The sequence below is a fragment of the Rhizobium binae genome (assembly GCF_017357225.1).
Classification (GTDB): Bacteria; Pseudomonadota; Alphaproteobacteria; order Rhizobiales; family Rhizobiaceae; genus Rhizobium; species Rhizobium binae.
In genome coordinates, this window is record NZ_CP071604.1 from 3,758,764 (window position 1) to 3,781,561 (window position 22,798).

Consider the following 22,798-nt stretch of genomic DNA (forward strand, 5'->3'; position numbering starts at 1 on the left):
TCAGGCGAACTGTAGATGACGCTTGATGCCGACGTCAGGCATCTTGTCGTCATCCAGATTGGCCTTGGCGATCTCCCAGCCAAATTTCAGCGTGTTGCCTGTGGAAACCCAGATCTCGGCGTCGTCGACGTGCAGAGATAACATGGTGAGCTTGGGATCTTTCTTGCCGCCGTCATACCAGGCCGCCACGATCGAACTCCAATACTCCTCGATCTTGGAAGGGTCGGGACGGACCTCGATCACGCCGGAAAGACAGGCGTGATAGTCATGATCCTTGCCAATAACGCAGAAATGGGCGCGGCTGCCGGGCTTGATGGCGCGCACGATATCGGCGTCGGTCTTGGTATAGAACCAAATCGTGTTGGTGGTGGGATCTGCATGGGGCGCCATCGGCTGCATGTGCATATCGAGCCCTGATATGCCGAGCATTCCGGCGTGAACGCCGTTGACCTGATCCCAGAGTTGACGTGCCGGTTGTTCCTGCGCCTCGCTGAGACTAGCCATGACCGTTCCTTTCCGTTGGATGGAGTCCGGTTGAAACGTCATCCCTTGGCCTTTGTTCCGAACCGCTTTTTCCTTGAATGGCTGCCGTTTCGCTCTTATAAGGCGGCCCATTCCGAACAATGAGACGTGAACAGGGGTGCCATGGCTGGCCATTCACAGTTTAAAAACATTATGCACCGCAAAGGCCGTCAGGATGCCGTGCGCTCGAAAATGTTCTCCAAGCTCGCGCGCGAAATCACGGTTGCCGCCAAGGCCGGCCTGCCCGACCCGTCGATGAATGCGCGTCTTCGCCTGGCGATCCAGAACGCCAAGGCCCAGTCCATGCCGAAAGACAATATCGACCGCGCCATCAAGAAGGCGGCCGGCGCCGACGGCGAAAACTATGACGAAGTCCGCTATGAGGGCTATGGTCCCGGCGGCACGGCGATCATTGTCGAGGCCTTGACCGACAATCGCAACCGCACCGCCTCCAACGTCCGCTCGATCTTCACCAAGGCCGGCGGCGCTCTCGGCGAAACCGGATCCGTTTCCTTCTCCTTCGACCATGTCGGCGAGATCACCTACAAGCTTTCCGTTGGCGATGCCGACAAGGTGATGGAAGCCGCGATCGAAGCCGGTGCCGATGATGTCGAGACCGATGAAGAGGGCCACTACATCACCTGCGCCTTCGAAGCCCTCGGCGAAGTGTCGAAAGCGCTGGAATCCAGCCTCGGCGAAGCCGAAACCGTCAAGGCCGTCTGGCGCGCCCAGAACAATGTGCCGGTGGACGAGGAAAAGGCCCAGTCGCTGATGAAACTGATCGACAGCCTGGAAGATGATGACGACGTGCAGAACGTCTATTCCAATTTCGAGGTCTCGGAAGAAGTGCTGGCCAAGCTCTCAGCCTGAGTTTCCAAACGATCATCAACGAAAAACCCGGCCGCGACGCCGGGTTTTTCTTCTCGCCTCGCATACGATGTTCCGCTCTGAAGGTGCTCGTTGCGCCCCCTCTACGCGGCAACCCGCAGGAAATTTCCCAACCCCGCGAACAATTCCACCGACTTCAGTCGCGCTTCGATATCATGGATCGGCATGGAAATGATCACCTCGTCGGCCTGCGTTTCCTTGAGAAATGCCGTCAGTTTCGCCTCCGCCGTCTCCGGCGACCCGACCACGGCATAACGCAGCGTGTGTTCGACGTTCATCTTCTCCATCGGCGACCAGAATGTCTCCATATCGGCCACCGGACGCGGGAACGGACCGCGGACATTGCGGCGCAGGTTGACGAACTGCTGCTGAGCCGAAGTGAAATGGTAGCGCGCCTCCTCGTCCGTCGCCGCCACCGCGCCCATGACGCCGACCATCACATAAGGCTTGTCGAGCGTTGCCGAGGGCTGGAAGCGATCGCGGTAGATGGCGATCGCATCGAGCAGCATGTCGGGCGCGAAATGCGAGGCGAAGGCATAGGGAAGCCCGAGCATGGCGGCCAGCTGGGCGCTGTAGAGGCTGGAGCCGAGCAGCCAGATCGGAACATGCGAACCGTTGCCGGGAACGGCAAGGATCGCCTGGTTCTCGACCGGCTTACCAAGCAGCTGCTGCAGTTCGACCACGTCGTTGGGAAAGCTGTTGGCGCCGGCCTCAAGATTACGCCGCAGCGCCTGCGCCGTGCGCATGTCGGTCCCCGGCGCACGTCCGAGGCCGAGATCGACGCGGCCGGGGAAGAGCGCCTCGAGCGTGCCGAACTGCTCGGCGATGACGAGCGGCGAATGATTGGGCAGCATGACGCCGCCGGAGCCGATGCGGATGCTTTTCGTCGCCGCCCCGACATGACCGATGACGACGGCGGTGGCCGCGCTGGCAATTCCCGGCATGCCGTGATGTTCGGCGAGCCAGAAGCGTTTGTAACCGAATTCCTCGGCCTTGCGTGCCATCCGCGCCGAGCTTTCGAGCGACTGGCTGACGGTGCTGCCTTCGGCAACGGGGGAAAGGTCGAGGATGGAGAAGGGAACCATGGGAAACCTGCCGGCCAATTGAAGGATGCAGCCTATGTAGGTTCGCGCCCGCGCCATTCCAAACCATGCACGCAAACAAAAGGGCCGCGCGAACGCGACCCATGCTAGATGCCCGAAACGATGCCTACCGGTGACGGCGCAGCACATGCACCTCGGCGCTCGGCCTGTGGTCTCCGTGCGGCAGCGTGAAATTGCCGAGTTGGCGATCCATTTCCAAAGCTTCCGTCGCCAGCCGGTGGATCGCTGCCGTCGTCTCCTCGACCATTGAGGCATTCTGCTGCGTCATTGCGTCGAGTTCGGCGACGGCGCTGTTGATCTCCCGCAGCGTATTGGCCTCCTCGCGCGTCGATTCCATGATCTCGTGGATCTGCCCGTTGATCGCCTCGACATGCGCGCCGATGCCCGTCAGCGCGACACCGGCCCTTTCGACCAGCGAAACGCCGCTTTCGACCTCATGCGTCGATTTCTGCAGCAAGCTGGAGATCTCCTTGGCCGCGCTCGACGACCGCTGGGCGAGCTCGCGCACTTCCATGGCGACGACAGCAAAGCCCTTGCCCGATTCACCGGCGCGCGCTGCCTCGACACCGGCATTCAGCGCCAAAAGATTGGTCTGGAAGGCGATGTCGTCGATGACCGAGATGATCGTGTTGATCTGGCGTGAGGAGGTCTGGATCGCCTCCATCGCCGCGATCGTCTCGCGCATGATCTGGCCGGAGCCGGTCGTCTCCTTCTTGGCGTCGCGGGCGATGCGCTCGGCCTGCTCGGCCCGCTCGATCTGCCGACGGACGGACTGGGTGATGGCGCTGATTGCATTCGCCGTCTCGGTGATCGAGCCGGCCTGGCGCTCGGTGCGCCCGGCAAGCTCGTCGGCGCTGGTGCGCATCTCCTCCGAGCCGGCCCGCACCGCCATCGAGTTGCCGCCGATGGCCGTCATGGTTTCGCTCAGTGTCGCGAGCGCCTCGTTGAAATTGATGCGCAGGCTTTCGAGCTCGCTCGGGAAGTGCCGATCGATCTGATAGGCGAGATCCCCGCTCGCCAGATGGTGCAGGGCCTCATCGATCGCCTCCACCACCTGCTGCAGCGACTTCGCCTCGGCCTCGCGCTCGGCAAGGTTCTGCTGGCGGTCCTGCTCGGCCTGAAGGCGTGTCTCTTCGCTGGCGGCTTCCAGTTCGCGGCCTTCGATCAGCGACTGCCGGAAGCGGGCAAGCGCGTTGGCCATCGTGCCGATCTCATCTTTTCGGTTCAGGCTTCCGATCTCGGTGTTGAGCTTGCCATCGGCGACATCGCGGGTGACGCCGGCAAGCCGCGCAAGCGGCGAGAACAGAAAATTGGTGACCAGGCCAGTGGCTATCGCCATGACGACGAGCACGCCGATGCCGATCATCGTCAACAAAGTGGCGATCTCGAGTGAGCCGGCATTGAGTTCGCTGAGCAGCACGCTTTCGACCACGAGGAAGCGGTCGCCGCGATAATCGATGCCGCGGACATAGGCGCGAGCCGGACCGTCGGCCCTGTCGAAATCGGCCACCGTCATCGCCGAACTGGCAAGCGCGTCCTTGATGAAGCTGAAGGGTGCGGCATCGAGCGTCGCAAGCTTGCCGTTCGCATCGAGACCAATCGCCGAGCCATCGTCGGAGACGATCGCCGCCCGCGCGGTGCTGCCCTGAACAATGCCCTTTGCCAGGATGCTGGTGACGATGTCGTCACGCACCTTGAACAGGATGATGCCTTTGGCCGCACCGAGTTTGACGATCGGCACGGCATAGAAAATCGCCGACCCGCCGCTGGCCGCATCGACGCGGAGCCCGGAAAAGCCTGTTGGCGCGGCATCATCGGTCGCCTTGGCGGTATTGTCGATTGCCTTGGCGAAAGCGATGCCGGCGCCGGTCGCCTTCCAGGCGTCCGACCTCAGATTCTCGGCGAAGTCGTCCTCCTTCTTATAGGAATAGAGGACGGTACCATCGAGATCGGCGATCAGCAGATCGCTGAAAGCGGTATCCTCGAGGTCGCGGGCGACCTCGCCCTGCGTCTTCTCATGGTTCGAATAATAAAAGCCGCTCGGCCCTTCCGGCTTCATCAGCTTCTCGCGCTGATCGGCGGGGTTGGGATTGGCCGTGATGAAGACTTTCTTCAGCTCGGCGCGGGCATCGCCGGAGGTCTTCTCGATCGTCTTCCAGCCGCTCTTCAGGCTGGTGATCGACATCTGCAGCGCCTCGATGCGGGCGATGGAATTGGCCTGGTTCTCAAGCTGCGCCAGCTGATCCTGCAACATGTCGCCGCGGAAGATCAGCACGCTCTCCTTGGCCTTCAGCGCCTGCTCGTCGGAGATGCGGCTGCTGGCGAAATAGGCGAGCACGTCGATCACCGCGATGGACAGCACGGTCATCAGGATGAATGTGGCAATGACCTTGAAGGACAGGGATTGAAATCTCTGAGCCATGTACGACGAACCCCTTCTGAACGCGTCTGCCGGCGCGGGCAGGCAGCGTGCCTGATCGACCGATCTTCAAACAGAACACCGGGGCTTATCTCTTTGCGACACAAGACCCCCTTGGTGTTTGACACTAGAATTCAAGCATCTGTTTTAATTCGCGGTAAATGGAGCGGCGTAAATCCGGAAGGGTTTTTGTTTTGTTCACATATCGATGGCACTTATTTCGCAGTCGCTATAGGTTAAACCATGCAAAATACGATTCGCATCGTCGGCATCGATCCCGGACTTCGCCGCACCGGCTGGGGGATCATCGACACATTAGGCAATTCCCTGCGGTTTGTGGCCTCGGGAACCGTGACCTCCGACGGAGACATGGATCTCGCCTCCCGCCTGTGTCAACTGCATGACGGCCTGGCGGAGGTCGTGCACGCTTACAAGCCGGATGAGGCCGCGGTTGAACAGACCTTCGTCAACAAGGATGCGGTGGCGACGCTCAAGCTTGGCCAAGCCCGCGGCATCGCCATGCTGGTGCCGGCGCGCGCCGGGCTGCAAGTCTCCGAATATGCGCCGAACGCCGTCAAGAAGGCCGTCATCGGCGTCGGCCATGGCGAAAAACATCAGATTCACATGATGTTGAAGATCCTGATGCCGAAGGTCGAATTTAAGGGCGATGACGCCGCCGACGCCCTGGCCATTGCCATTTGCCATGCCCACAATCGTGGCAGTAATCGGATGCGGGAAGCGCTGGCCGGCTAATCCGTTCTTGACTTGTTCCCATAGTAAGGATAATCCTTACTTCGAAGGAGCAAGAAGATGCGCGTCACCTCCAAAGGCCAGGTCACCATTCCACGCGATCTCAGAGAGCTTGCGGGCATCGAGACCAATAGCGAAGTCATCTTCTCGATCGAGAACGGTAAGCTCGTTCTCTCCCCGAAGAACGGCAAGCAGGAGATCGAGGACCGGGGCCGGCTGGACCGTTTCCTTCAGACGATCCGTCGTCTCGAAGGCACCGGCGATCAGGCGATCAATGCCGAAGACCTGATGTCGATGACCCGTGATCGCTGATGGCAACGCTTGTCGATACAAACATACTCGTCGATCTGGCAGTGGCCGGTTCGGACTGGCACGGTTGGTCGCGTCGAAAAATGCTCGACGTCTTCAAAGATGGGCCGGTCATCATAAATCCGATCATCTATTCCGAATTTTCCCTTCGCTACGACGATATGGATGAAGTCGACCAACTGCTTCCGCAGGATGAATTCCGCCGCGAGAACCTTCCTTGGCCGGCTGCCTTCGCCGCAGCTCAAGCCTTCCGGCTTTACCGTCGCGTCGGCGGAGGACGCGAACCGATATTGCCCGACTTCCTCATCGGCGCCCATGCGGCGATAAGGGGCTACAAGATTTTGACCCGCGACCCGAGCGGATACCGATCTTATTTCCCCTCCGTTGAACTTATCACGCCCGAAACGGAACCTTGAGAGACCGCGCCCCATGATCGGCAAGCTGAAAGGCACCATAGACGAGATCGGCGAAGACTATGTACTCGTTGATGTGCACGGCGTCTGCTACGTCGCTTACTGCTCCGCCCGCACCCTGTCCAAGCTCGGCTCGGCCGGTGAGGCCTGCGTGCTGTTCATCGAGACCTATGTGCGCGAGGACCAGTTGAAGCTCTTCGGCTTCATGACCGCATTGGAGCGGGAATGGTTCAACCTGCTCCAAAGCGTTCAGGGGGTGGGCGCCAAGGTCGCGCTTGCCGTGCTCTCGACCTTGACGCCGGGCGAACTCGCCAATGCCATTGCCCTGCAGGACCGCGCTGCCGTTTCCCGCGCCCCGGGCGTCGGCCCGAAAGTGGCGATGCGCCTCGTCACCGAGCTCAAGAACCGAGCGCCGGCCTTTGCCGGGGAAGCGATCAATATCGCCCTTAAGCAGGAACTCGGGGAAGGTGTCGCGGCCGCACCCGTTGCCGACGCGGTGTCTGCGTTGACCAATCTCGGCTACAGCAGAGACCAGGCGGCGAATGCGGTTGCCGCGGCAATGAAGACGGCGGGCGATGGCGCCGACAGCGCCAAATTGATCAGACTGGGATTGAAGGAACTGGCACGGTGAAAACCGGAAAACCAATGAATGGGTGTCGGGGCACCCGACGTTTGGTGTATTGCTGTAACAGGTTTCAAAACGGAATGAGAGCATGAGCGAACCCGCCCGCCTGATATCGCCGGAAAAGCGGGGCGAAGATCTAGACATCACGTTGCGCCCGCAATCGCTGGACGAATTCACCGGCCAGGCGGAAGCGCGCGCCAATCTCAAGGTCTTCATCGAGGCGGCGAAGAATCGCGGCGAGGCGCTGGACCATGTGCTCTTCGTCGGCCCGCCCGGCCTCGGTAAGACGACGCTGGCGCAGATCATGGCGAAGGAACTCGGCGTCAACTTCCGCTCGACATCCGGTCCGGTGATCGCCAAGGCCGGCGATCTTGCCGCACTGCTGACCAATCTCGAGGAGCGCGACGTGCTCTTCATCGACGAGATCCATCGCCTCAATCCGGCCGTCGAGGAAATCCTCTACCCGGCCATGGAAGATTTCCAATTGGACCTCATCATCGGCGAGGGCCCTGCCGCCCGCTCGGTGAAGATCGATCTGTCGAAATTCACGCTGGTGGCGGCGACCACCCGCCTTGGCCTGTTGACGACGCCGCTGCGCGATCGCTTCGGCATCCCGGTGCGCCTGAGCTTCTATACTGTCGAGGAACTGGAACTGATCGTGCGCCGCGGCGCGCGGCTGATGAACCTGCCGATGACCGAGGAAGGTGCGCGCGAGGTCGCGAGACGCGCCCGCGGCACGCCACGCATCGCCGGCCGGCTGCTGCGGCGCGTGCGCGATTTCGCCGAGGTGGCAAAGGCGGAAGCCGTCACCCGCGAAATTGCCGACGAGGCGCTGACCCGCTTGCTTGTCGACAATGTCGGCTTCGATCAGCTCGACAAACGCTACCTCAACATGATCGCCGTCAATTTCGGCGGCGGCCCGGTCGGCATCGAAACCATCGCCGCCGGCCTTTCCGAGCCGCGCGACGCAATCGAGGATATCATCGAGCCATATATGATCCAGCAGGGTTTCATTCAGCGCACGCCGCGCGGCCGTGTTCTGACCGCAATCGCGTGGAAACATCTCGGAATGCAACCGCCCAAGGACATGGAGGCTGCGCAGTTCCGGCTGTTCCAGGAGGACAACTGAGTGATCACCCGCCGCGGATTTTTCAAGCTTGTCGGCGGCGGTATCGCAGGTGTCATGTCGCTTGGTGGTTACGCCTTCGCCTATGAACCGCTGGCAAGGCTCGGCATCGCCCGCTACCGGCTGACGCCGCCGGGATGGACACCAGGGCTGAAGCTCCGCGTCGTCGCGCTCGCCGATATCCATGCCTGCGAACCCTGGATGTCGGCAGGCCGCATTACCGCGATCTGCCAAAGGGCGAATGAACTCGAAGGCGATGTGACCGTCCTGCTCGGCGATTATGCCTCGGGCATGAACATGGTGACGCAATACGTACATTCGAGCCAGTGGTCGAAGGCGCTGGCCACTCTGCGGGCCCCTCTCGGCGTCCATGCAGTCATGGGCAATCATGACTGGTGGGAAGACAGGACTGTCCAGAGGAACGGCGGGATGGAAACTTTCGGGCACCGGGCGCTTGCCGACGTCGGCATCCCGGTCTACGGCAACCGCGCCGTACGACTCGAAAAGGATGGCCACGGTTTCTGGTTCGCTGGCCTCGAGGACCAGCTGGCGCTGCTGCCCGGCCGGAAATGGGGCCGCACGCGCATGCTCGGCCTCGACGACCTCGAGGGAACGATGGCGCAGGTGACTGACGATGCGCCCGTCATCCTGCTCGCCCACGAGCCCGATATCTTTCCGCGCGTACCCGAGCGCGTCTCGCTGACGCTCTCCGGCCACACCCATGGCGGGCAGATCCGGTTCCTCGGCCGTTCGCCGATCGTCCCCTCGCGTTACGGCAATCGCTACGCCTATGGCCATATCGTCGAAGCGGGGCGCAATATCATCGTGTCCGGCGGCCTCGGCTGCTCCATCGCGCCGGTCCGCTTCGGCGTGCCGCCGGAAATCGTCGTGATCGATCTCGGATAAGAATGACATGAGCAAGCGCACTCACATCCGCCTGACTGTGGGCGCTGAGTGTTTCAACCATCGCATCGCCAGCCTTGGTTTTCGCAATGGCCATGTGCTCGTCCATCGCGCCGTGCACGAGCCCTTCTGGACTTTCCCGGCGGCAGGGCGGAAATCGGCGAGACCTCGGAAGAAACACTAAAGCGGGAGATGATGGAGGAACTCGGCATTGACGTCACAGTCTCGCGCCTCCTCTGGACCGTCGAGAATTTTTTCCGCTATGAACACCGCGGCTGGCATGAGCTCGACTTCTATTATCTGATGGAAATTCCACCGGAATTTCCCTTTCGGCCGCACGAGATCATCCATCGCGTCGAAGACGGCGACAACCATCTCGAATTCAAATGGGTGGCGGCAACGCGCACTGCCCTGACCGCGCTCGACATCCCGCCCTATTTCATTGCCCAGGAAATCGAGAACCTGCCGGCAGCACCGCGTCATCTCGTCTGGCGTGATGGCAATCTCGATGACTGACGCAAACATTCCGCCAGCGCTTGAGAGGAAAGCCGCCGATGTCGACGACCTTCGATCCCGTCAGGGTCTTTCGCAAACTTGCCTATAACAACGCCCTTGCCAATCACCGTCTGTTGCGCGCTTGCGCGGCATTGAAACCTGGCGAATTCGAAGCGCAGCGGACGGGCTTCTTCCCCTCGATCAAGGAAACCATGAACCACATCATCACGGTCGACTGGTTCTATGTCGATGGCATGGAAGGCGGCACGCTCGGCTACCAGGCCTTCGAGGTCGAAGAACCCTTCGACGACGTCGAGTCACTGGCGCAAGCGCAGGCGAACGTCGATCAGCGTCTGATTGCGCTTTGCAAAGCCCTGACACCGGAAAGGCTGGTGTCGACCGTCAGGCTCCATCGCGGCGACCGCATCCAGGAGGAGCGCATGGACGACGTGCTCGCCCATCTCTCCCAGCACCAGACCCATCATCGCGGCCAGGTGCACGCGATGCTTTCAGGCACCAGCGTCGCTCCGCCGCGACTCGACGAATTCATCGTCGCCGACGATGCGCAGTTTCGAGGCAAGGAAGTCGCCGAACTCGGCTGGAGCGAGGAAATGCTGATACGTTAGAGCACGATGCCGTTCTAGTCTTGCAGCCGCTTCTTCAGTCCGTCGATGATCGTCTTGGTCAGAAGATCGTAATTTTCATCGAAGTGATGATCGCCGGGCAACTCGATAACCTCGGCGCCGCTGTCTTTCAGCGCCGGGCAGGCGACGTCGTCGTCATCGTCCTTGCCGTAGATGCATTGCACGAGTTTGGGGTCGACGTTCTTCAAATCGGCGACCGGATCGCCTCCCGCCCCTTCCGTCTTCTGGCCGAGCCAGCCGAGAACGGAAATGACGTAGTCGACTTGGTGCGAGAGCGACAGCAGCGACAATTGCGCCACCGCCGACTTCTCGGCCGGTTTCAGCAGCTGGTAGGTCGCGGGCACGACGTCGGCGCCGAAGGAATAGCCGACGAGCAGCACATGCTTCACCTTCCACTGTTTGCGGTAGAAATCGATGATCTTCGAAAGATCGCCGGCGGTCTCCTCCGGCTTGCGCTCCGACCAGAAATAATGAAGCGAGTCGATGCCGACGACGGGAATGCCTTCCTTCTGCAGGGTGCCGCCCACCTCCTTGTCGATGTCTCGCCATCCGCCGTCGCCGGAATAGATCACTGCCATCGTATCGAGGGTGGGGGTGGCCTCGAGGATCGCCAACGGCAGCCCGAGCGGATTGCCGAAGGCGCCGGAGGCGGTGACGAGGTCATCGAGCGTATCGGCAAACACCGTCTGCGCGTCGTCGGTGGACTCGCGGATCTCGATCGCGGAATGGACTTCCTTCAGCGCTTCGGCATGCGCCCTGCCATCCTTGTTGGCGTTGGGCGTAAAAACTGAAATAACGGGATCCGGCAGAGCGCCGTCACTCAGCCCGTAGACCATGCGTTCGCCGACGGCTTTTTTCGAAGCAGGCGTGCAAAGCTCCTTGGTCAGCGGGATGCCGGCCTTCGGATCGACGGCGAGCGTCTGACCGATCGTCGCATCCGGTGTCTGCGCCGCGATCGCCAGAGCCAAGGCCCCACCCTCGCCGATCCCGGCGACAATCGGCAGGTGATAGGCGTTGTTGCCTGTCGCACGCTGCACCTGCTGGCTCAGCGATTCGATGTCCGAGACCATGTAGACGCAGCCGTCGTTGAGGCTGACGTCGTAGCGGTCAAGCGCCTGGATATAGGAAGGAAAGTCGACACCGATGACAACGGCGCCTTCGGAAACCAGCCTGTCGGCCTCGGCCCTCTCATAATCACCCCAGCCGGCGGCATCCGAAATCAGCATCACCGTACCCTTCACCTCCCCTTCCGGAAGGAAGATGTGAGGCGACGGGATGAGCCCGCTTTCGAAGCTCTGCGTGGTTTCCTCGGCGGCGTCAGCCGATGCGGCCGCGAGCATGCAGGCGCATGCCGTGGCAAGAAGGATTGTCCTGATCATTTTCTCACTACCCCTTTCAACCCGCCCCCGATCAGTAACGTCGCGTCCATCAACGCGATCATCGGATTGCCCCCTCCGGAGACCGCAAGATAACGCGGTTGCCAGTGCGGGTGAAACTTGGATTTGAATGCCCGAAGGCCTTTAAAGTTGTAGAAGCGCTCGCCGTGTTCAAAGACGGTGCTGCCGATGCGGTCCCAGACGGGTGCCGCCTCGCGTTTCGACATGCCGGAGAGAGGCGCCATGCCGAGATTGAAGTGGGTGAAACCCTGACCGCGCAGATACTCCATGATCTGCACGAAGAGAAAGTCCATCGAGCCCTTCGGCGCGTCCGGAGAGAAACGCATGAGATCGATCGTGCCCTCCTCCCGGGATTCGGTGACGAGGATATTGGCAAAGGCAACGATCTTGCCGTCTTTCTTCAGAATGCCGACCGGTTGAGAGGCGACATAATCGGGATCGAAGGCGCCGAGCGAGAAGCCCTTTTCCTTGGCGTTGTGATGCTCGAGCCAGGCAGCGGAAACCGCGGCGAGATCATCGATGACCACGGGCACGTCCTGCGGGTCGACAACGGCGAATTCCAGCCCGTCGCGCTGCGCCCGGCTCGCAGTCTGCCGGAGATTCGCCCATTTGCCGCCCTTCATCTCGAAGGTCCTGAGATCGGCCACCGCCAGTTCGCCGAGCTTGAAGGCGCGCAGGCCGGCATCAGCGCAATGGGAAAGCAACGCCGGCGAGATCTGGTAAAAAACCGCGCGACAGCCTGCCGCCCGCGCAGCCTCGACGAAGCGCCAGACGAGTTCCGGTACGGCGCGATGATCTCCAACCGGATCGAAGAGGGCGATCCATGAGCGGCCCTGCCGGCCGTACATGATGAAGGCGTCGCCCTTCTCCGAAAACATGATGCTCTTGTCGCCCATCCGCACCAGATTGGCGTCAGCATTGCCCTGCTTCCTGACGATGTCGACAGCGCGCGCCAGCGCCTCCTCCGTCGCCGGTTCCGGCCGGAAGGTCGCCGGCCGGAGCAAGCTGAAAATGGCAATGGCCGACGAGATGATGGTGATGCCAAGCAGGGCGCGCAGTCCCCGCGGCGCCTCGGCGGTGAATTCAAACTGCCACCAGAGTTCGTTGCTGTATTCGACATCGCGATAGACGAAGAGCAAGATGACGACAGCGCCAACGACGATGACGGCGATCGCCATCAGCCAGGATGCCGTCATTGCCTGGTTGAGCAGCGACGCATGGCGGGTAAAGAGCCGGCGGCTGACGAAGAGCCCGAAGATGAGGAAGGCAAGAAAAGCGGCTTCAACCAGCGCAATTGCCTTCAACAGCGACAAGGTCAACGCCGCAACGGCCGAGAACACCGCCACCCACCAGGCGCCGTCCAGCCTTTGACTAAGGCCGCGCGCGGCAACCACAAGCGCCAGCCCGAGCAGGCTGGAGAGGAAGTGCGCGCCTTCGACCAACGGCAGCGGCAGATAGTTAGACAGAAATTCCAGATTCTGATCCGGCGTCGGTGTGACGCTCGAAAACACCAGCATGACGCCGAGCAGCAGGGCCAAGGTCGACAGCAGCTGCGGCATCAGCCGCCCGCCGATGCGCCGGACGCTGGAGGCGGCGGGGTGATCGACAAAACGGCGCAGTTCCGTCGCGGAGACCGCGAGCACGGCGATCAACAGCGGCAGCACATGATAGGTCAGCCGATAGAGCACCAGCGATCCCAGCACCGCATCGATATTCACCGCGCTGCCGAGCGAGGCGATAATTACGGTCTCGAACACGCCGAGTCCGGCCGGAACGTGGCTGAGCACGCCGAGACCGACGGCGATCGCATAGACGGCCAGGAAGGCCGGCCAACCGATGGCGGTCTGCGGCAAGAGCACGTAGAGCACCGAGGCCGAAGCGGCGATATCGAAGGCCGTCACCAGGAATTGGCGCGACCAGGTGCGCGAATCCGGCAGGCGGATCGCGACGGCGCCGAGATCGAGCACGCGGCCTTCGCGGCCGATGAACAGCACAGCTCCGAGAATGGCGAGGATCGAGCCGGCGATCAGCCGGAGAAGGAACGCGCTGACACCGATCAGCGGCCCGATCTCGCTTGCGATGATAATGAGGGCGATCGCCGCGACCCCCGCTAGCCCGAGACCGAAGGACAGGGTGACGAAGGCGATGATACGGCCGATATCCTCCGGCGAGAGACCGAGGCGCGTATAGGCGCGGTAGCGGATCGCACCGCCCGAAAGGGCGCCGAAACCGGCGGTATTGCCGACCGCGTACGCACTGAAGGCCGTCAGCGCCACATGCGGAAACGGCAGTTTTTTGCCGATATACTCGATGGCGTTGAGATCATAGAAGACCAGGGATAGGAAGCTGAGCGCAGTGAAGAACAGCGCCAGCAGGATCGCGCTCGGCCTGGTCGCCGCCAGCGCACCGACGACATCATCATAGCGAACCTCGTTGGTGAGCTGCATGATCGCATAACCGACGAGACAAAAGACAACGAGCGTCGCGGCTGCCGTCAGTGGCGTCCTGTACCGTCTAAAAAGCCCACGAATAGAATACGCGTCCGTCGCTTCCATCTCTTCCAAATCGCCGTGACCCGACATCTCGTACCTGCGCAATTTCCAAATTCGGCGGGAATCATTTTTCAAAGACATAACATGACAGGCCTATAAGCTCTGTGAAGCCGTGCCACCGTTACCCCAGCCCCGCCGCCTGCGCCTCAATCACCCTCAATTGGGGCGAATTTGCGCAGGCGAACTGTGTTCGCACATTGCATTTTCGTAAGCTTGTGAAGAGTTTGCGATCATGACGAAGATTTGAGACGCGAGAGAAGATTAGACATGCAGGATGACCTGGCCTTCGTGATCCTCATCCTCGGCAGATTGCTGCTCGGCGGTCTTTTCGTTGCCGGCGGCATCCATCATTTTTTCGTCATCGTGCCGATAACCGATGCCATCGAAGCCCGCGGCGTTCCTTTTGCGAAATGGGTGCTGCTGTCCGGCAGCGTCTTTCAAAATGCTGCCGGCCTCCTGCTGATGCTGGGTCTGTTTGTCACCGCGGCAGCGTTCGCTCTCATCATCTTCACGCTTGCGGCGTCGGTGATGCTGCTAAATTTCTGGGACATGGAAGGCACAGCCCGCGACAGCGCCGTCAACAGCTGGAAAAGCAACATGGCCATCATCGGCGGCCTGCTCACCGCAGCTGCCGGGGCGTTGTGAGGCAGTTCAGGTGGCCGGCTCACCGCCGGCCCGTGCATGCGCAGCGTAGCGCGCCGCGGCAGCATCCACCTCCGCCGCGCGATCGCCGGCCACCTGCACCGTCGGCACAGCGAATTCGATGCCGTTTTCCTTGAAGGCATTGCGGATCATCGCCAGTGCATTGCGGCGGATAACGAACTGTTCACCAGGCTTCGTCATCATCGACAGGCGCAGCTCGATCGCGAATTCGCCGAATTGCTCGACACCCTTCATCTTCAGCGTTTCGATGATGTGCGGGCCGAATTCCGGATTATCGAGCAACGTTTGACCGATCTGCTTGATCACTTTTTTCGCTTTGACCAGATCGGTGTCGTATGTGACGTTGAGACTGATCTTGTCGATCGTCCAGTCGCGGTTGAGGTTCTTGACCGCGCCAAGTTCCCCGAACGGCACGGTCGTCAGCGGCCCGCGGTGATGCCGGAGCTTCACCGAGCGCAGGCTGAAGGCCTCGACGACGCCCTTGTGGCTGCCGCTTTCGATATATTCGCCGACACGGAAGGCATCGTCCCAGAGATAGAACATGCCGCTGATGACATCCTTGACGATCGTCTGAGCGCCGAAACCCACAGCAACGCCGACGACGCCGGCGCCGGCAATCAATGGCCCGATCTCGATGCCGAGGCCCGAGAGCACCATGAGAACCGCAATAACGGCGATAACCACGGCAAGGATATTGCGGAAGATCGGCAGCAGCGTCTGAAACCGCGCATGTCTGGCCTTCTCCTCGTCCGTCGCGCCGCCGTCCAGGGGCATGCCGAGCAGCTTGCCGTCGATATAGGCTTTGACGAGGTGCCAGAGCAAATCGGCAGCAAGCAGGATGACGATTCCGCCGATGACGCCGCGCGCGATCTTATCGACCATTTTGTCGCCCGCCGCCATCGTGTCGGCGCCGACGCCGAGCAGTTGGCCGAGCCAGATGGCTGCGAATGCGATGATCAGCGCCCTGACGCCGCGGTCGAGCAATACGGTGGCAATGCGGCGCGTGGCAAGGAAGCTTGCCTCGGTCTGCTGCAGCGATTTCACCGCAAGCGTCGAGACGGCGAGCACCCGCGGCAGCATCAGCACATAGATGCCGAGCCAGAGCAGCCAGTTGAACCCGGTGACCCACAACCCCCAGAGCAACAGGAAATAAACGGTGAGCGCCCAGGAAATCCCGTGACCGCGCTTCTCGTCCTTCTGAGGCCGCGACCAGACAGCTTCGATCGCGATCAGCAGCAGCCCGATGCCAAGGATATAGCCGACGAAGAGCCGGGCGCTCGGGGAAAAACCGAGCGGTTCCATCGACTGGATGGCCGCCCAGCCAAGCATGAAATAGATGACGAAGATCGCAGAGTGGCGATACCAGAAGAGCGCGACGGCACGTGGCGGCATGGTCGGCGCGGTCACGCCTTGCCGCTCTTCCTCGGCCCGCGTCATCCCGATGAGATCGACCAAGAGGCCGCCCAGGCAAATCGTGAAACGCTGGACTATGAGCGCGATGGCGCAGAGGATCGCCACGCTCTGGCTGAGCGGAGGCCAGCTGAGACTGAAAAGCGCGAGCATTGTTGCCGCGGCGAAAATGAGAGCCGGTACGACGCGCGGCGTCAGATGCATGCCCGCCATCTGAGCCAGACGCCGGCGGCGACGGCGGAAGGCATAGCGGGCCATGCTTTCGACGATGGCCCCGAGCAGGAAGATCGCCAGGAATTGCGCGATCATTCGACTCCGGCCGGTAGCGGCGAACTCACCGAAAAACAGCAAGGACGCATTGCCGATCTGCGAGGGCAAAGTCATCGCCGCGTCGGACACCATCGAGACATGCCGGCGCGAATGCTGCAGCAGGCCAGAGAGAACCGACATCTGATTCTGGCTTGCCGAATCGGCGACAGGGGAGGTCGCCATCTGTGTCGCCATCCACTGCTTGACCTCCGGCGCCTGCATGAGCTGCATCATCTCACGCACTTGCGCCGGCGGGGTATCTGCAGCCGGCGCTGGCGCAGGCGTTTGGGAAAAGCCGGGCGACGCCGCCGGGAAAAGCGCAACGAATGCCAAGATGCCGAATATGGCGGCCTTTAAGCCCGCCGCCGTGCCACGCCCCATGACCGCCCTCCAACGGAGTGTCGGCCGCTTGGAAGGAAGCAACCCCGACATTTCCTTTTCCGCAATGGATACTCGGGACCGTAGCCGCCAGCAAGCGGTAGGAAAACCATACCAACGGCTAGAGGAATTCCGTTAAAAGTGAGAAGCGGTTTTCTGTCCGGAATTGCTTGAAAAGGTTAGAGCGGGTTCTGCCTTTCCGTGAAAAACTTGACCGCTCCATAGCCGGAAGAATTCCCCGCCTGAGGGCGAGGAAAGCTCTGGCCTCAAGATTTCGGCGTCGGCTTTTCCACATGGCCGCCGAAACCGGCGCGCATTGCCGACAGCACCTTGTTGGCGAACTCGTCATTGTCGCGCGAGGAGAATCGGCCGTAGAGCGCAGCGCTCAGCACCGGGGTCGGCACGCTTTCATCGATTGCCGCCATGATCGTCCAGCGGCCTTCGCCGCTGTCCGAGACACGGCCCGCATATTTGGAAAGTCCGGGATCGGCATGCAGCGCATCGGCCGTCAGATCGAGCAGCCAGGAGGTGATGACGCTGCCGCGACGCCAGACTTCGGCGACATCCTGCAGATTGAAATCGTATTGGAAATGTTCGGGATGGGCGAGCGGCGCGGTCTCCGCATCGGCATCGTGCGAGGCAGCGCCAATATTGGCGTGTTTCAGAATGTTGAGGCCTTCGGCATAGGCAGCCATCAGGCCGTATTCGATGCCATTATGGACCATCTTGACGAAATGACCGGCGCCGTGCGGGCCGCAATGCAGATAACCCTGCTCCGCGGTGCTGGCCGCCGCCGCTTCGGCGGTGCGGTTCGGCGATGCTTCCGTCTTGCCGACGCCGGGGGCGAGCGTCGCAAAGATCGGAGACAGATGCTGAACGGTGCCCTTCTCGCCACCGATCATCAGGCAATAGCCGCGCTCCAGGCCGAAGACGCCGCCGCTGGTGCCGACATCGACATAATGGATGCCCTTGGTGATGAGTTCGGCACCACGGCGGATGTCGTCATGGTAATAGGAATTGCCGCCGTCGATGACGATATCGCCGTTCTGAAGCAACGGCACCAGGCTCGAAAGTACCTTGTCGACGATCGCCGCCGGCAGCATCAGCCAGATCGCCCGGGGGTGGCTAAGCTTCGAGACGAATTCCTCGAGCGACGCGCTCCCGGTCGCGCCGAGGCCTGCAAGCTCGGCAACGCTTTCGGGCCTCGCGTCATAGACGACGCATTCGTGACCGCCCCGCATCAAGCGCTGGACCATGTAATTGCCCATGCGGCCCAAACCAACCATCCCAAGCTGCATATGAATCTCCTGGAAACCGAAATGAAGTATCGACTCCGGAAACTAGCACCCGCAGTGCGACAGGCAAGCGAAGTCTCGACCAGGTCAGCGCGTGCGACGATCGCGCCGCGGCTAGATAACGCCGGGCCGAACAGCCCGACGCCGGCTCATTGCTCACTCATCGGGCGCGCTGGCCGGTTCACCCTTCATCTCGCTGAGGAACATGCCCTCGCGCAGGTTGATGCCGTACTCGACGAAGGCCTTCATGCAGCAAAGCATCTGCGTCCAGCCTTCACAATTGAGATAGGTGCCGCGCCGGCCGGCCTCATCCTCGCGCCAGCCGTTCTCGGCAATCGTCACCAGCGTGCCGCCATCCTCCAGCGGTTTGAAATTCATCTCGACCAGCGTCTTGTAACTCGTCTTGTCCTCGCCGGTGCCGCCGTCCCAGCGAAGCACGATGCGGCTTTCCGGCACGAGCTCGACGACCTCGACCGGCGCATCCTTCCACCAGATCACCGTCGTGCCTTGGACGAGCGGGGCGCTCGCCCCGCCGATCGTGGTGAAATAGCTGCTGAGCTTCTTCGGATTGACGACGGCGTCGAACACCTCTGCGACGGGACGGCCGATGCGGCCGGAAATGCGGATTCCGAGAGACATGGCATTGCTCCTCTTCTCCATTGTGCCCAAACCCATTATGTTATAAAAACATAACATGTCAAGCGAATCAACCGACGACCCAGTTTTTAAGGCGCTGGCGCATCACCGCCGCCGCGAGATTCTCGATCTGCTCAAGGATGGCGCCCGCACCACAGGGACGCTTTGCGACTTGTTTCCCGACATGGACCGCTGCACGGTGATGCAGCATCTGAAAGTGCTGGAGGAAGCCGATCTGGTCATCGCCAGGAAGGAGGGGCGCGAACGTTGGAACCACCTGAACAGCCTGCCGATCAAGCAGATCTACGATCGCTGGATCAGCGCCTATGCCGGCCACGCCCTGTCGATCCTCGATCGGCTGAGAAGCGATCTCGAAGACCAGCCGGAACAATGAGGGGCGCCCCCCTTGCCGGCCGGCCGAAATGCTATGCTGACCACAAGACAGGAGACGGGACAGATGACGATATCCGGAACCGGCCTACGTCGCATGCGGCGGCTGCGCAGCATGAAGCAGCAACACCTCGCCGAACTCCTCGGCGTCAACCAGGCGACCGTTTCGCGCTGGGAGCGAGATCAACTTGCCCTGTCGCCGGAGCAGGCCGTCAAGCTGGAACGGATTTTCGCCGCGCCGCACCATGCCGCGGCCGCCGATGCAGCCTTGAAACGGCTGGTCGAGGATTCCCTCCGGCCTGTGCATCTGATCTGCGACAGCACCCATCGGCTGCTGTCCGCCTCCCGTCCGCGGCAGGCGGAATGGCGCGCACCGATCGGCGCTTTTCTCGGCCGCTCCCTTTTCCCCTACGCTTCCGCCGAGATCGCCGCCGCCGAACGATCGCTGGAGGCATGCGGCTGGCATGCGGGCAGGCTCATGTCGTTGACATTCGATACCGGCGCCAACGCCAATGCGTGCCTGCCGATTACCGCCAGCCGCGTCACCTGTGAACGGATCATGCTTTCCGACGGCAGCGCGGGTCGCCTCGTCACGACCGTCACCGAGCCTGCAGCTTTCCTGCACCCCATGCATAATTTATGCGTTGTCCGAAAATCCCCGTCTCAATAGCCTCCGCCGCGGAAACGGTCTGGAGAAAATGCAATGACAATCTTGGTGACGGGAAGCGCCGGCCATCTCGGCGAGGCGCTGATGCGCGTCCTGAAGGCGCAGGGCCGATCGGTGCGCGGCGTCGACATCAAGCCTTCGGATTTCACCGACGCGGTCGGCTCCATCGGCGACCGCGCCTTTGTCCGGCAGGCGATGTCCGGCATCAGCGGCGTCATCCATGCCGCCACGCTGCACAAGCCGCATGTGGCAACCCACGGCAATCACGACTTCCTCGAAACCAATATCGGCGGCACGCTGAACCTGCTTGAAGAAGCGACCGCCGCGGGCGTCGCAAGCTTCGTCTTTACCAGCACCACCAGCACCTTCGGCGCAGCATTGACGCCGGCGGCAGGCGAACCGGCAGCTTGGGTCACCGAGGACGTGTGGCCGGTCGCAAAGAATATCTACGGCGTGACGAAACTCTCTGCCGAAGCTCTGTGCGAGCTCTTCGCCCGCAAGTTCAAACTGCCGGTTATCGCTCTCAAGACTTCGCGTTTCTTTCCCGAAAGTGACGACGATCCTGATATCCGCAATGTCTATTCAGCGGAAAATGCCCAAGCCAACGAATTGCTCCATCGCCGCGTCGATATCGAGGATGTGGTCGGCGCCCACCTGCTGGCGCTCGAAAAGGCGCGTTCGATCGGCTTCGGCCGCTACATCGTCTCGGCCACCACGCCCTTTTCATCGGCCGATTGCGCCGACATCAGGCGCGATGCGCCCGCGGTCATCGAGCGGCTCTTTCCAGGAGCTCGCGCCCTCTATGTCGAACGTGGCTGGAAGATGTTTCCGGCGCTCGATCGCGTCTACGTCAACGAGCGCGCACGGCGCGAACTCGGCTGGCAGCCGCGCTATGATTTCCGCTTGGTTCTCGATTGCCTGCGGCAGAAACGCGAATGGCGCAGCCCATTGTCGCTCGAGGTCGGCTCCAAAGGCTATCACGACGAAATTTTCGCCGAAGGCCCCTATCCGGTCGATTAGCACGCTGAATCGCCTGGGCGAGAAAAACGTCATCCAGATATCTATTTCCATGAAGAAGGCCAGACAATACGCATTGCGGCTGTTCGCCGCAATTCTTGCGGCCTCCGCCGCCAAATGACGCCGCGGATCCGGATCATCTGAAGCTGGTCCACGAATATCTCGTGCCGCTGCCGGTCTTCAAGGACGCCAAGGACAAGACGGTGATCGCCGCCCAAAGCGAAATCGTCGCGCTTTCCGACAAGACCTTCCTGATGCTCGCCCGCGACAGCGGCAACGGCCAGGGCATGAAGGGCGATACCTCGCTCTATCGCAAGGTCAACATCGTCGATCTCTCCGCCGCGACCGATATCGCCGGCAGCGATTTCGACGCCGACAAGCCGATCGCACCGAAAGGCGTCGTCGATCCCGCGCTGACGCCGGCGACGCTGACGCCCTTCATCGATCTCAACGACAAGGCCGAGCTTGCCCGCTTCGGCCTGCACAACGGTGCGCCGAACGCAAGAACGACCTCTCTGAAAAATGGGAGGCCCTGGGGCTTGCAAGCGTTCTCGATCCGAACCTGCCGGATGACTATTTCCTGTTCGTCGCCAATGACAACGACTTCCTGACGCAGGATGGTTTCCAGGTGGGCGCAGCATACAAGGCGGAAGCCGGCGCCGACGTCGACACCATGTTCCAGGTCTTCCAGGTCACCCTTCCCGGCTTGAAGAAGTAGCCGCGATTGCTGAAAAAAGGCGGACGCGCAAGCCGCGTTCGCCCGTCGATCCGGATGCCTTCGCCGGCGATGGAGAGAAGTGCGATCCACGACGACCGATGGATGTTTACGATCCTGGGCGCCTACAAACGTAGGTGGGCACCGTTTGTCCAGGCCCACGGGCCTGGCCAGGGACAGCTCCCTTTGGATCGAGTATGGCCCCAGGGATTGTGGTTCCTGTCGAGAGGCGCAGACCGCATCGCGATATATAAGGTCGTTTGCGCCGACGCGCCAGTGGCGACCGCAGGCCGCGCCGAATTAATTGAGATCAGTTGAGGTCGGGGGCGGAGCGGCCGTTCAGCTTGTCGGTGATGCCGCGGATGCGGCTCGACACGTCGCTCAGCGCCGCCGCCAGCGTTTCCTCGGTACGGGCGGTCGCAGCAAGCACCGTATCGCGGTTGCCCCGCAGCGACTCGAGCTCGGATTCCAGCCCGGCGATGCGGCGCGTCAACTCGGCAATCTCGTCCATGATCATGATGCCGGCCATGACGGTAATCCTGAGATCGCCGATCTCGCCGAACTGACCCTTGAGATGGCCGACATAGCGGTCGAAACGGGTGGCGAGATCGGTCAGATGATCCTCCTGCCCCTCCTCGCAGGCCATGCGATAGGCCTTGCCGTCGATCGTCACCGTCACCTGCGCCATGCCAAAACTCTCTCTCTCAGCGATCCAGAACCGCGCGGATCGTTTCCATGGCCGTCACCAGCCGCCGCGACACCTCGCGATTGACCTCTTCCAGCCGGTTGGCACGGAATTCGGCCTGGTCGAGCTCCTGCGCCAGCCGGGAGCGGTCAGCGTGCACGCGCCGCACCTCGCCCTCGATCTCCCCCTGTTCGCGCTGCCGCTCGATGCGCATGTCGACGGCGTTTTCGAGGCTCGAAATCGCCTGTCTCAGCTCGTTGAGCGCTGCTTCCATGGTTTTGCCTGTGGGCGTCATGCCTTCCGATTCCCGCGCAGGATCTGCGAATCGGCACTCCGCGCCGATCCTGTGAGTTCAAAAGGATATGCAGCTCCCCGACGGCCCGTCAATAAATCCCCGCACCCGTCCGCCGGCCTATCTTGTGGATGAGCGTTTTATCGGTGCCTGCCGCACAAAATTTGTCATTTGTATATTCGCGCGAACAAATGT

Annotated in this window: 22 protein-coding genes, 1 other RNA gene and 2 pseudogenes; 14 read left to right on the top strand and 11 right to left on the bottom strand. The window is 61.5% G+C overall.

Annotated features, from left to right (window positions below):
• The gene (locus J2J99_RS18400; protein WP_168296101.1) at positions 1-504 is read right to left on the bottom strand and encodes a pyridoxamine 5'-phosphate oxidase family protein; all 504 of its coding nucleotides are present in this window, start codon (positions 502-504) and stop codon (positions 1-3) included.
• Between the two features lie 141 nt (positions 505-645).
• Here J2J99_RS18400 and J2J99_RS18405 point away from each other — a divergent pair, with 141 nt between their 5' ends.
• Positions 646-1,392 carry a YebC/PmpR family DNA-binding transcriptional regulator gene (locus J2J99_RS18405; RefSeq protein WP_168296100.1) on the top strand — a complete coding sequence of 249 codons (747 nt, stop codon included), beginning with the start codon at positions 646-648 and terminating at the stop codon, positions 1,390-1,392.
• Positions 1,393-1,493: 101 nt separating this feature from the next.
• Here J2J99_RS18405 and J2J99_RS18410 read toward each other — a convergent pair whose 3' ends face one another.
• A complete protein-coding gene (locus tag J2J99_RS18410) occupies positions 1,494-2,495 on the bottom strand; it encodes an LLM class flavin-dependent oxidoreductase (protein WP_168296099.1) in 1,002 nt (333 codons plus the stop codon).
• A 124-nt stretch (positions 2,496-2,619) separates the two neighbouring features.
• Positions 2,620-4,935, bottom strand: coding sequence for a methyl-accepting chemotaxis protein (locus tag J2J99_RS18415; RefSeq protein ID WP_168296098.1), 2,316 nt, complete (start codon positions 4,933-4,935; stop codon positions 2,620-2,622).
• A gap of 240 nt (positions 4,936-5,175) precedes the next feature.
• Here J2J99_RS18415 and ruvC point away from each other — a divergent pair, with 240 nt between their 5' ends.
• The 8 genes and pseudogenes from ruvC to J2J99_RS18455 all read left to right on the top strand — a co-directional run bounded on the left by ruvC (position 5,176) and on the right by J2J99_RS18455 (position 10,179).
• Positions 5,176-5,685 carry a crossover junction endodeoxyribonuclease RuvC gene (ruvC, locus tag J2J99_RS18420; RefSeq protein ID WP_168296097.1) on the top strand — a complete coding sequence of 170 codons (510 nt, stop codon included), beginning with the start codon at positions 5,176-5,178 and terminating at the stop codon, positions 5,683-5,685.
• A 57-nt stretch (positions 5,686-5,742) separates the two neighbouring features.
• Positions 5,743-5,994, top strand: a complete 252-nt coding sequence (locus J2J99_RS18425; RefSeq protein ID WP_168296096.1) for an AbrB/MazE/SpoVT family DNA-binding domain-containing protein — start codon at positions 5,743-5,745, stop codon at positions 5,992-5,994.
• Positions 5,994-6,407: a type II toxin-antitoxin system VapC family toxin gene (locus J2J99_RS18430; RefSeq protein WP_168296095.1), complete on the top strand. Its 414-nt coding sequence runs from the start codon at positions 5,994-5,996 to the stop codon at positions 6,405-6,407. Before J2J99_RS18425 ends, J2J99_RS18430 begins: the two co-directional genes overlap by 1 nt.
• A 13-nt stretch (positions 6,408-6,420) precedes the next feature.
• Positions 6,421-7,035 (top strand): Holliday junction branch migration protein RuvA, encoded by a 615-nt coding sequence (gene ruvA, locus J2J99_RS18435; RefSeq protein ID WP_168296094.1) that lies wholly within the window; start codon positions 6,421-6,423, stop codon positions 7,033-7,035.
• A gap of 82 nt (positions 7,036-7,117) precedes the next feature.
• Positions 7,118-8,158: a Holliday junction branch migration DNA helicase RuvB gene (ruvB, locus tag J2J99_RS18440; RefSeq protein WP_168296093.1), complete on the top strand. Its 1,041-nt coding sequence runs from the start codon at positions 7,118-7,120 to the stop codon at positions 8,156-8,158.
• Complete coding sequence (locus tag J2J99_RS18445; protein WP_168296092.1) at positions 8,159-9,061, top strand: metallophosphoesterase; 903 nt, start codon at positions 8,159-8,161, stop codon at positions 9,059-9,061.
• Between the two features lie 7 nt (positions 9,062-9,068).
• Positions 9,069-9,574, top strand: a pseudogene (locus J2J99_RS18450) (NUDIX hydrolase).
• A gap of 38 nt (positions 9,575-9,612) precedes the next feature.
• The gene (locus tag J2J99_RS18455; protein WP_168296091.1) at positions 9,613-10,179 is read left to right on the top strand and encodes a DinB family protein; all 567 of its coding nucleotides are present in this window, start codon (positions 9,613-9,615) and stop codon (positions 10,177-10,179) included.
• 14 nt (positions 10,180-10,193) lie between these two features.
• On the opposite strand, the gene J2J99_RS18460 is transcribed toward J2J99_RS18455, so the two are convergent.
• Both J2J99_RS18460 and mprF read right to left on the bottom strand, forming a co-directional pair.
• A complete protein-coding gene (locus J2J99_RS18460; RefSeq protein ID WP_168296090.1) occupies positions 10,194-11,576 on the bottom strand; it encodes a virulence factor family protein in 1,383 nt (460 codons plus the stop codon).
• Positions 11,573-14,176 (bottom strand): bifunctional lysylphosphatidylglycerol flippase/synthetase MprF, encoded by a 2,604-nt coding sequence (gene mprF, locus J2J99_RS18465; RefSeq protein WP_168296089.1) that lies wholly within the window; start codon positions 14,174-14,176, stop codon positions 11,573-11,575. Before mprF ends, J2J99_RS18460 begins: the two co-directional genes overlap by 4 nt.
• Before the next feature lie 237 nt (positions 14,177-14,413).
• Between mprF and J2J99_RS18470 the strand changes: the two genes are divergently transcribed.
• The gene (locus J2J99_RS18470) at positions 14,414-14,791 is read left to right on the top strand and encodes a DoxX family membrane protein (protein ID WP_168296088.1); all 378 of its coding nucleotides are present in this window, start codon (positions 14,414-14,416) and stop codon (positions 14,789-14,791) included.
• A gap of 6 nt (positions 14,792-14,797) precedes the next feature.
• On the opposite strand, the gene J2J99_RS18475 is transcribed toward J2J99_RS18470, so the two are convergent.
• The 3 genes from J2J99_RS18475 to J2J99_RS18485 all read right to left on the bottom strand — a co-directional run bounded on the left by J2J99_RS18475 (position 14,798) and on the right by J2J99_RS18485 (position 18,840).
• Positions 14,798-16,909: a mechanosensitive ion channel family protein gene (locus J2J99_RS18475; RefSeq protein WP_168296087.1), complete on the bottom strand. Its 2,112-nt coding sequence runs from the start codon at positions 16,907-16,909 to the stop codon at positions 14,798-14,800.
• Positions 16,910-17,172: 263 nt separating this feature from the next.
• Positions 17,173-18,204, bottom strand: coding sequence for a phosphogluconate dehydrogenase (NAD(+)-dependent, decarboxylating) (gene gnd, locus J2J99_RS18480; protein ID WP_168296086.1), 1,032 nt, complete (start codon positions 18,202-18,204; stop codon positions 17,173-17,175).
• A gap of 153 nt (positions 18,205-18,357) precedes the next feature.
• Positions 18,358-18,840 carry an SRPBCC domain-containing protein gene (locus tag J2J99_RS18485; RefSeq protein WP_168296085.1) on the bottom strand — a complete coding sequence of 161 codons (483 nt, stop codon included), beginning with the start codon at positions 18,838-18,840 and terminating at the stop codon, positions 18,358-18,360.
• 55 nt (positions 18,841-18,895) lie between these two features.
• Here J2J99_RS18485 and J2J99_RS18490 point away from each other — a divergent pair, with 55 nt between their 5' ends.
• From J2J99_RS18490 to J2J99_RS18505, 4 genes and pseudogenes are all read left to right on the top strand, one after another.
• The gene (locus J2J99_RS18490) at positions 18,896-19,231 is read left to right on the top strand and encodes an ArsR/SmtB family transcription factor (protein WP_168296084.1); all 336 of its coding nucleotides are present in this window, start codon (positions 18,896-18,898) and stop codon (positions 19,229-19,231) included.
• Positions 19,232-19,294: 63 nt separating this feature from the next.
• Positions 19,295-19,897: a helix-turn-helix domain-containing protein gene (locus J2J99_RS18495; protein WP_168296083.1), complete on the top strand. Its 603-nt coding sequence runs from the start codon at positions 19,295-19,297 to the stop codon at positions 19,895-19,897.
• Positions 19,898-19,930: 33 nt separating this feature from the next.
• Positions 19,931-20,914, top strand: a complete 984-nt coding sequence (locus J2J99_RS18500; RefSeq protein ID WP_168296082.1) for an NAD-dependent epimerase/dehydratase family protein — start codon at positions 19,931-19,933, stop codon at positions 20,912-20,914.
• A gap of 116 nt (positions 20,915-21,030) precedes the next feature.
• Positions 21,031-21,629: pseudogene (locus J2J99_RS18505) on the top strand (esterase-like activity of phytase family protein); the annotation flags it as partial.
• A 79-nt stretch (positions 21,630-21,708) separates the two neighbouring features.
• Here J2J99_RS18505 and ssrS read toward each other — a convergent pair.
• From ssrS to J2J99_RS18520, 3 genes are all read right to left on the bottom strand, one after another.
• A non-coding RNA gene (gene ssrS, locus J2J99_RS18510) (6S RNA) lies at positions 21,709-21,867 on the bottom strand.
• 69 nt (positions 21,868-21,936) lie between these two features.
• Complete coding sequence (locus J2J99_RS18515; RefSeq protein WP_168296081.1) at positions 21,937-22,314, bottom strand: cell division protein ZapA; 378 nt, start codon at positions 22,312-22,314, stop codon at positions 21,937-21,939.
• Between the two features lie 16 nt (positions 22,315-22,330).
• Positions 22,331-22,606, bottom strand: coding sequence for a DUF4164 domain-containing protein (locus J2J99_RS18520; protein WP_004673381.1), 276 nt, complete (start codon positions 22,604-22,606; stop codon positions 22,331-22,333).
• Between the last annotated feature and the right edge of the window lie 192 nt (positions 22,607-22,798).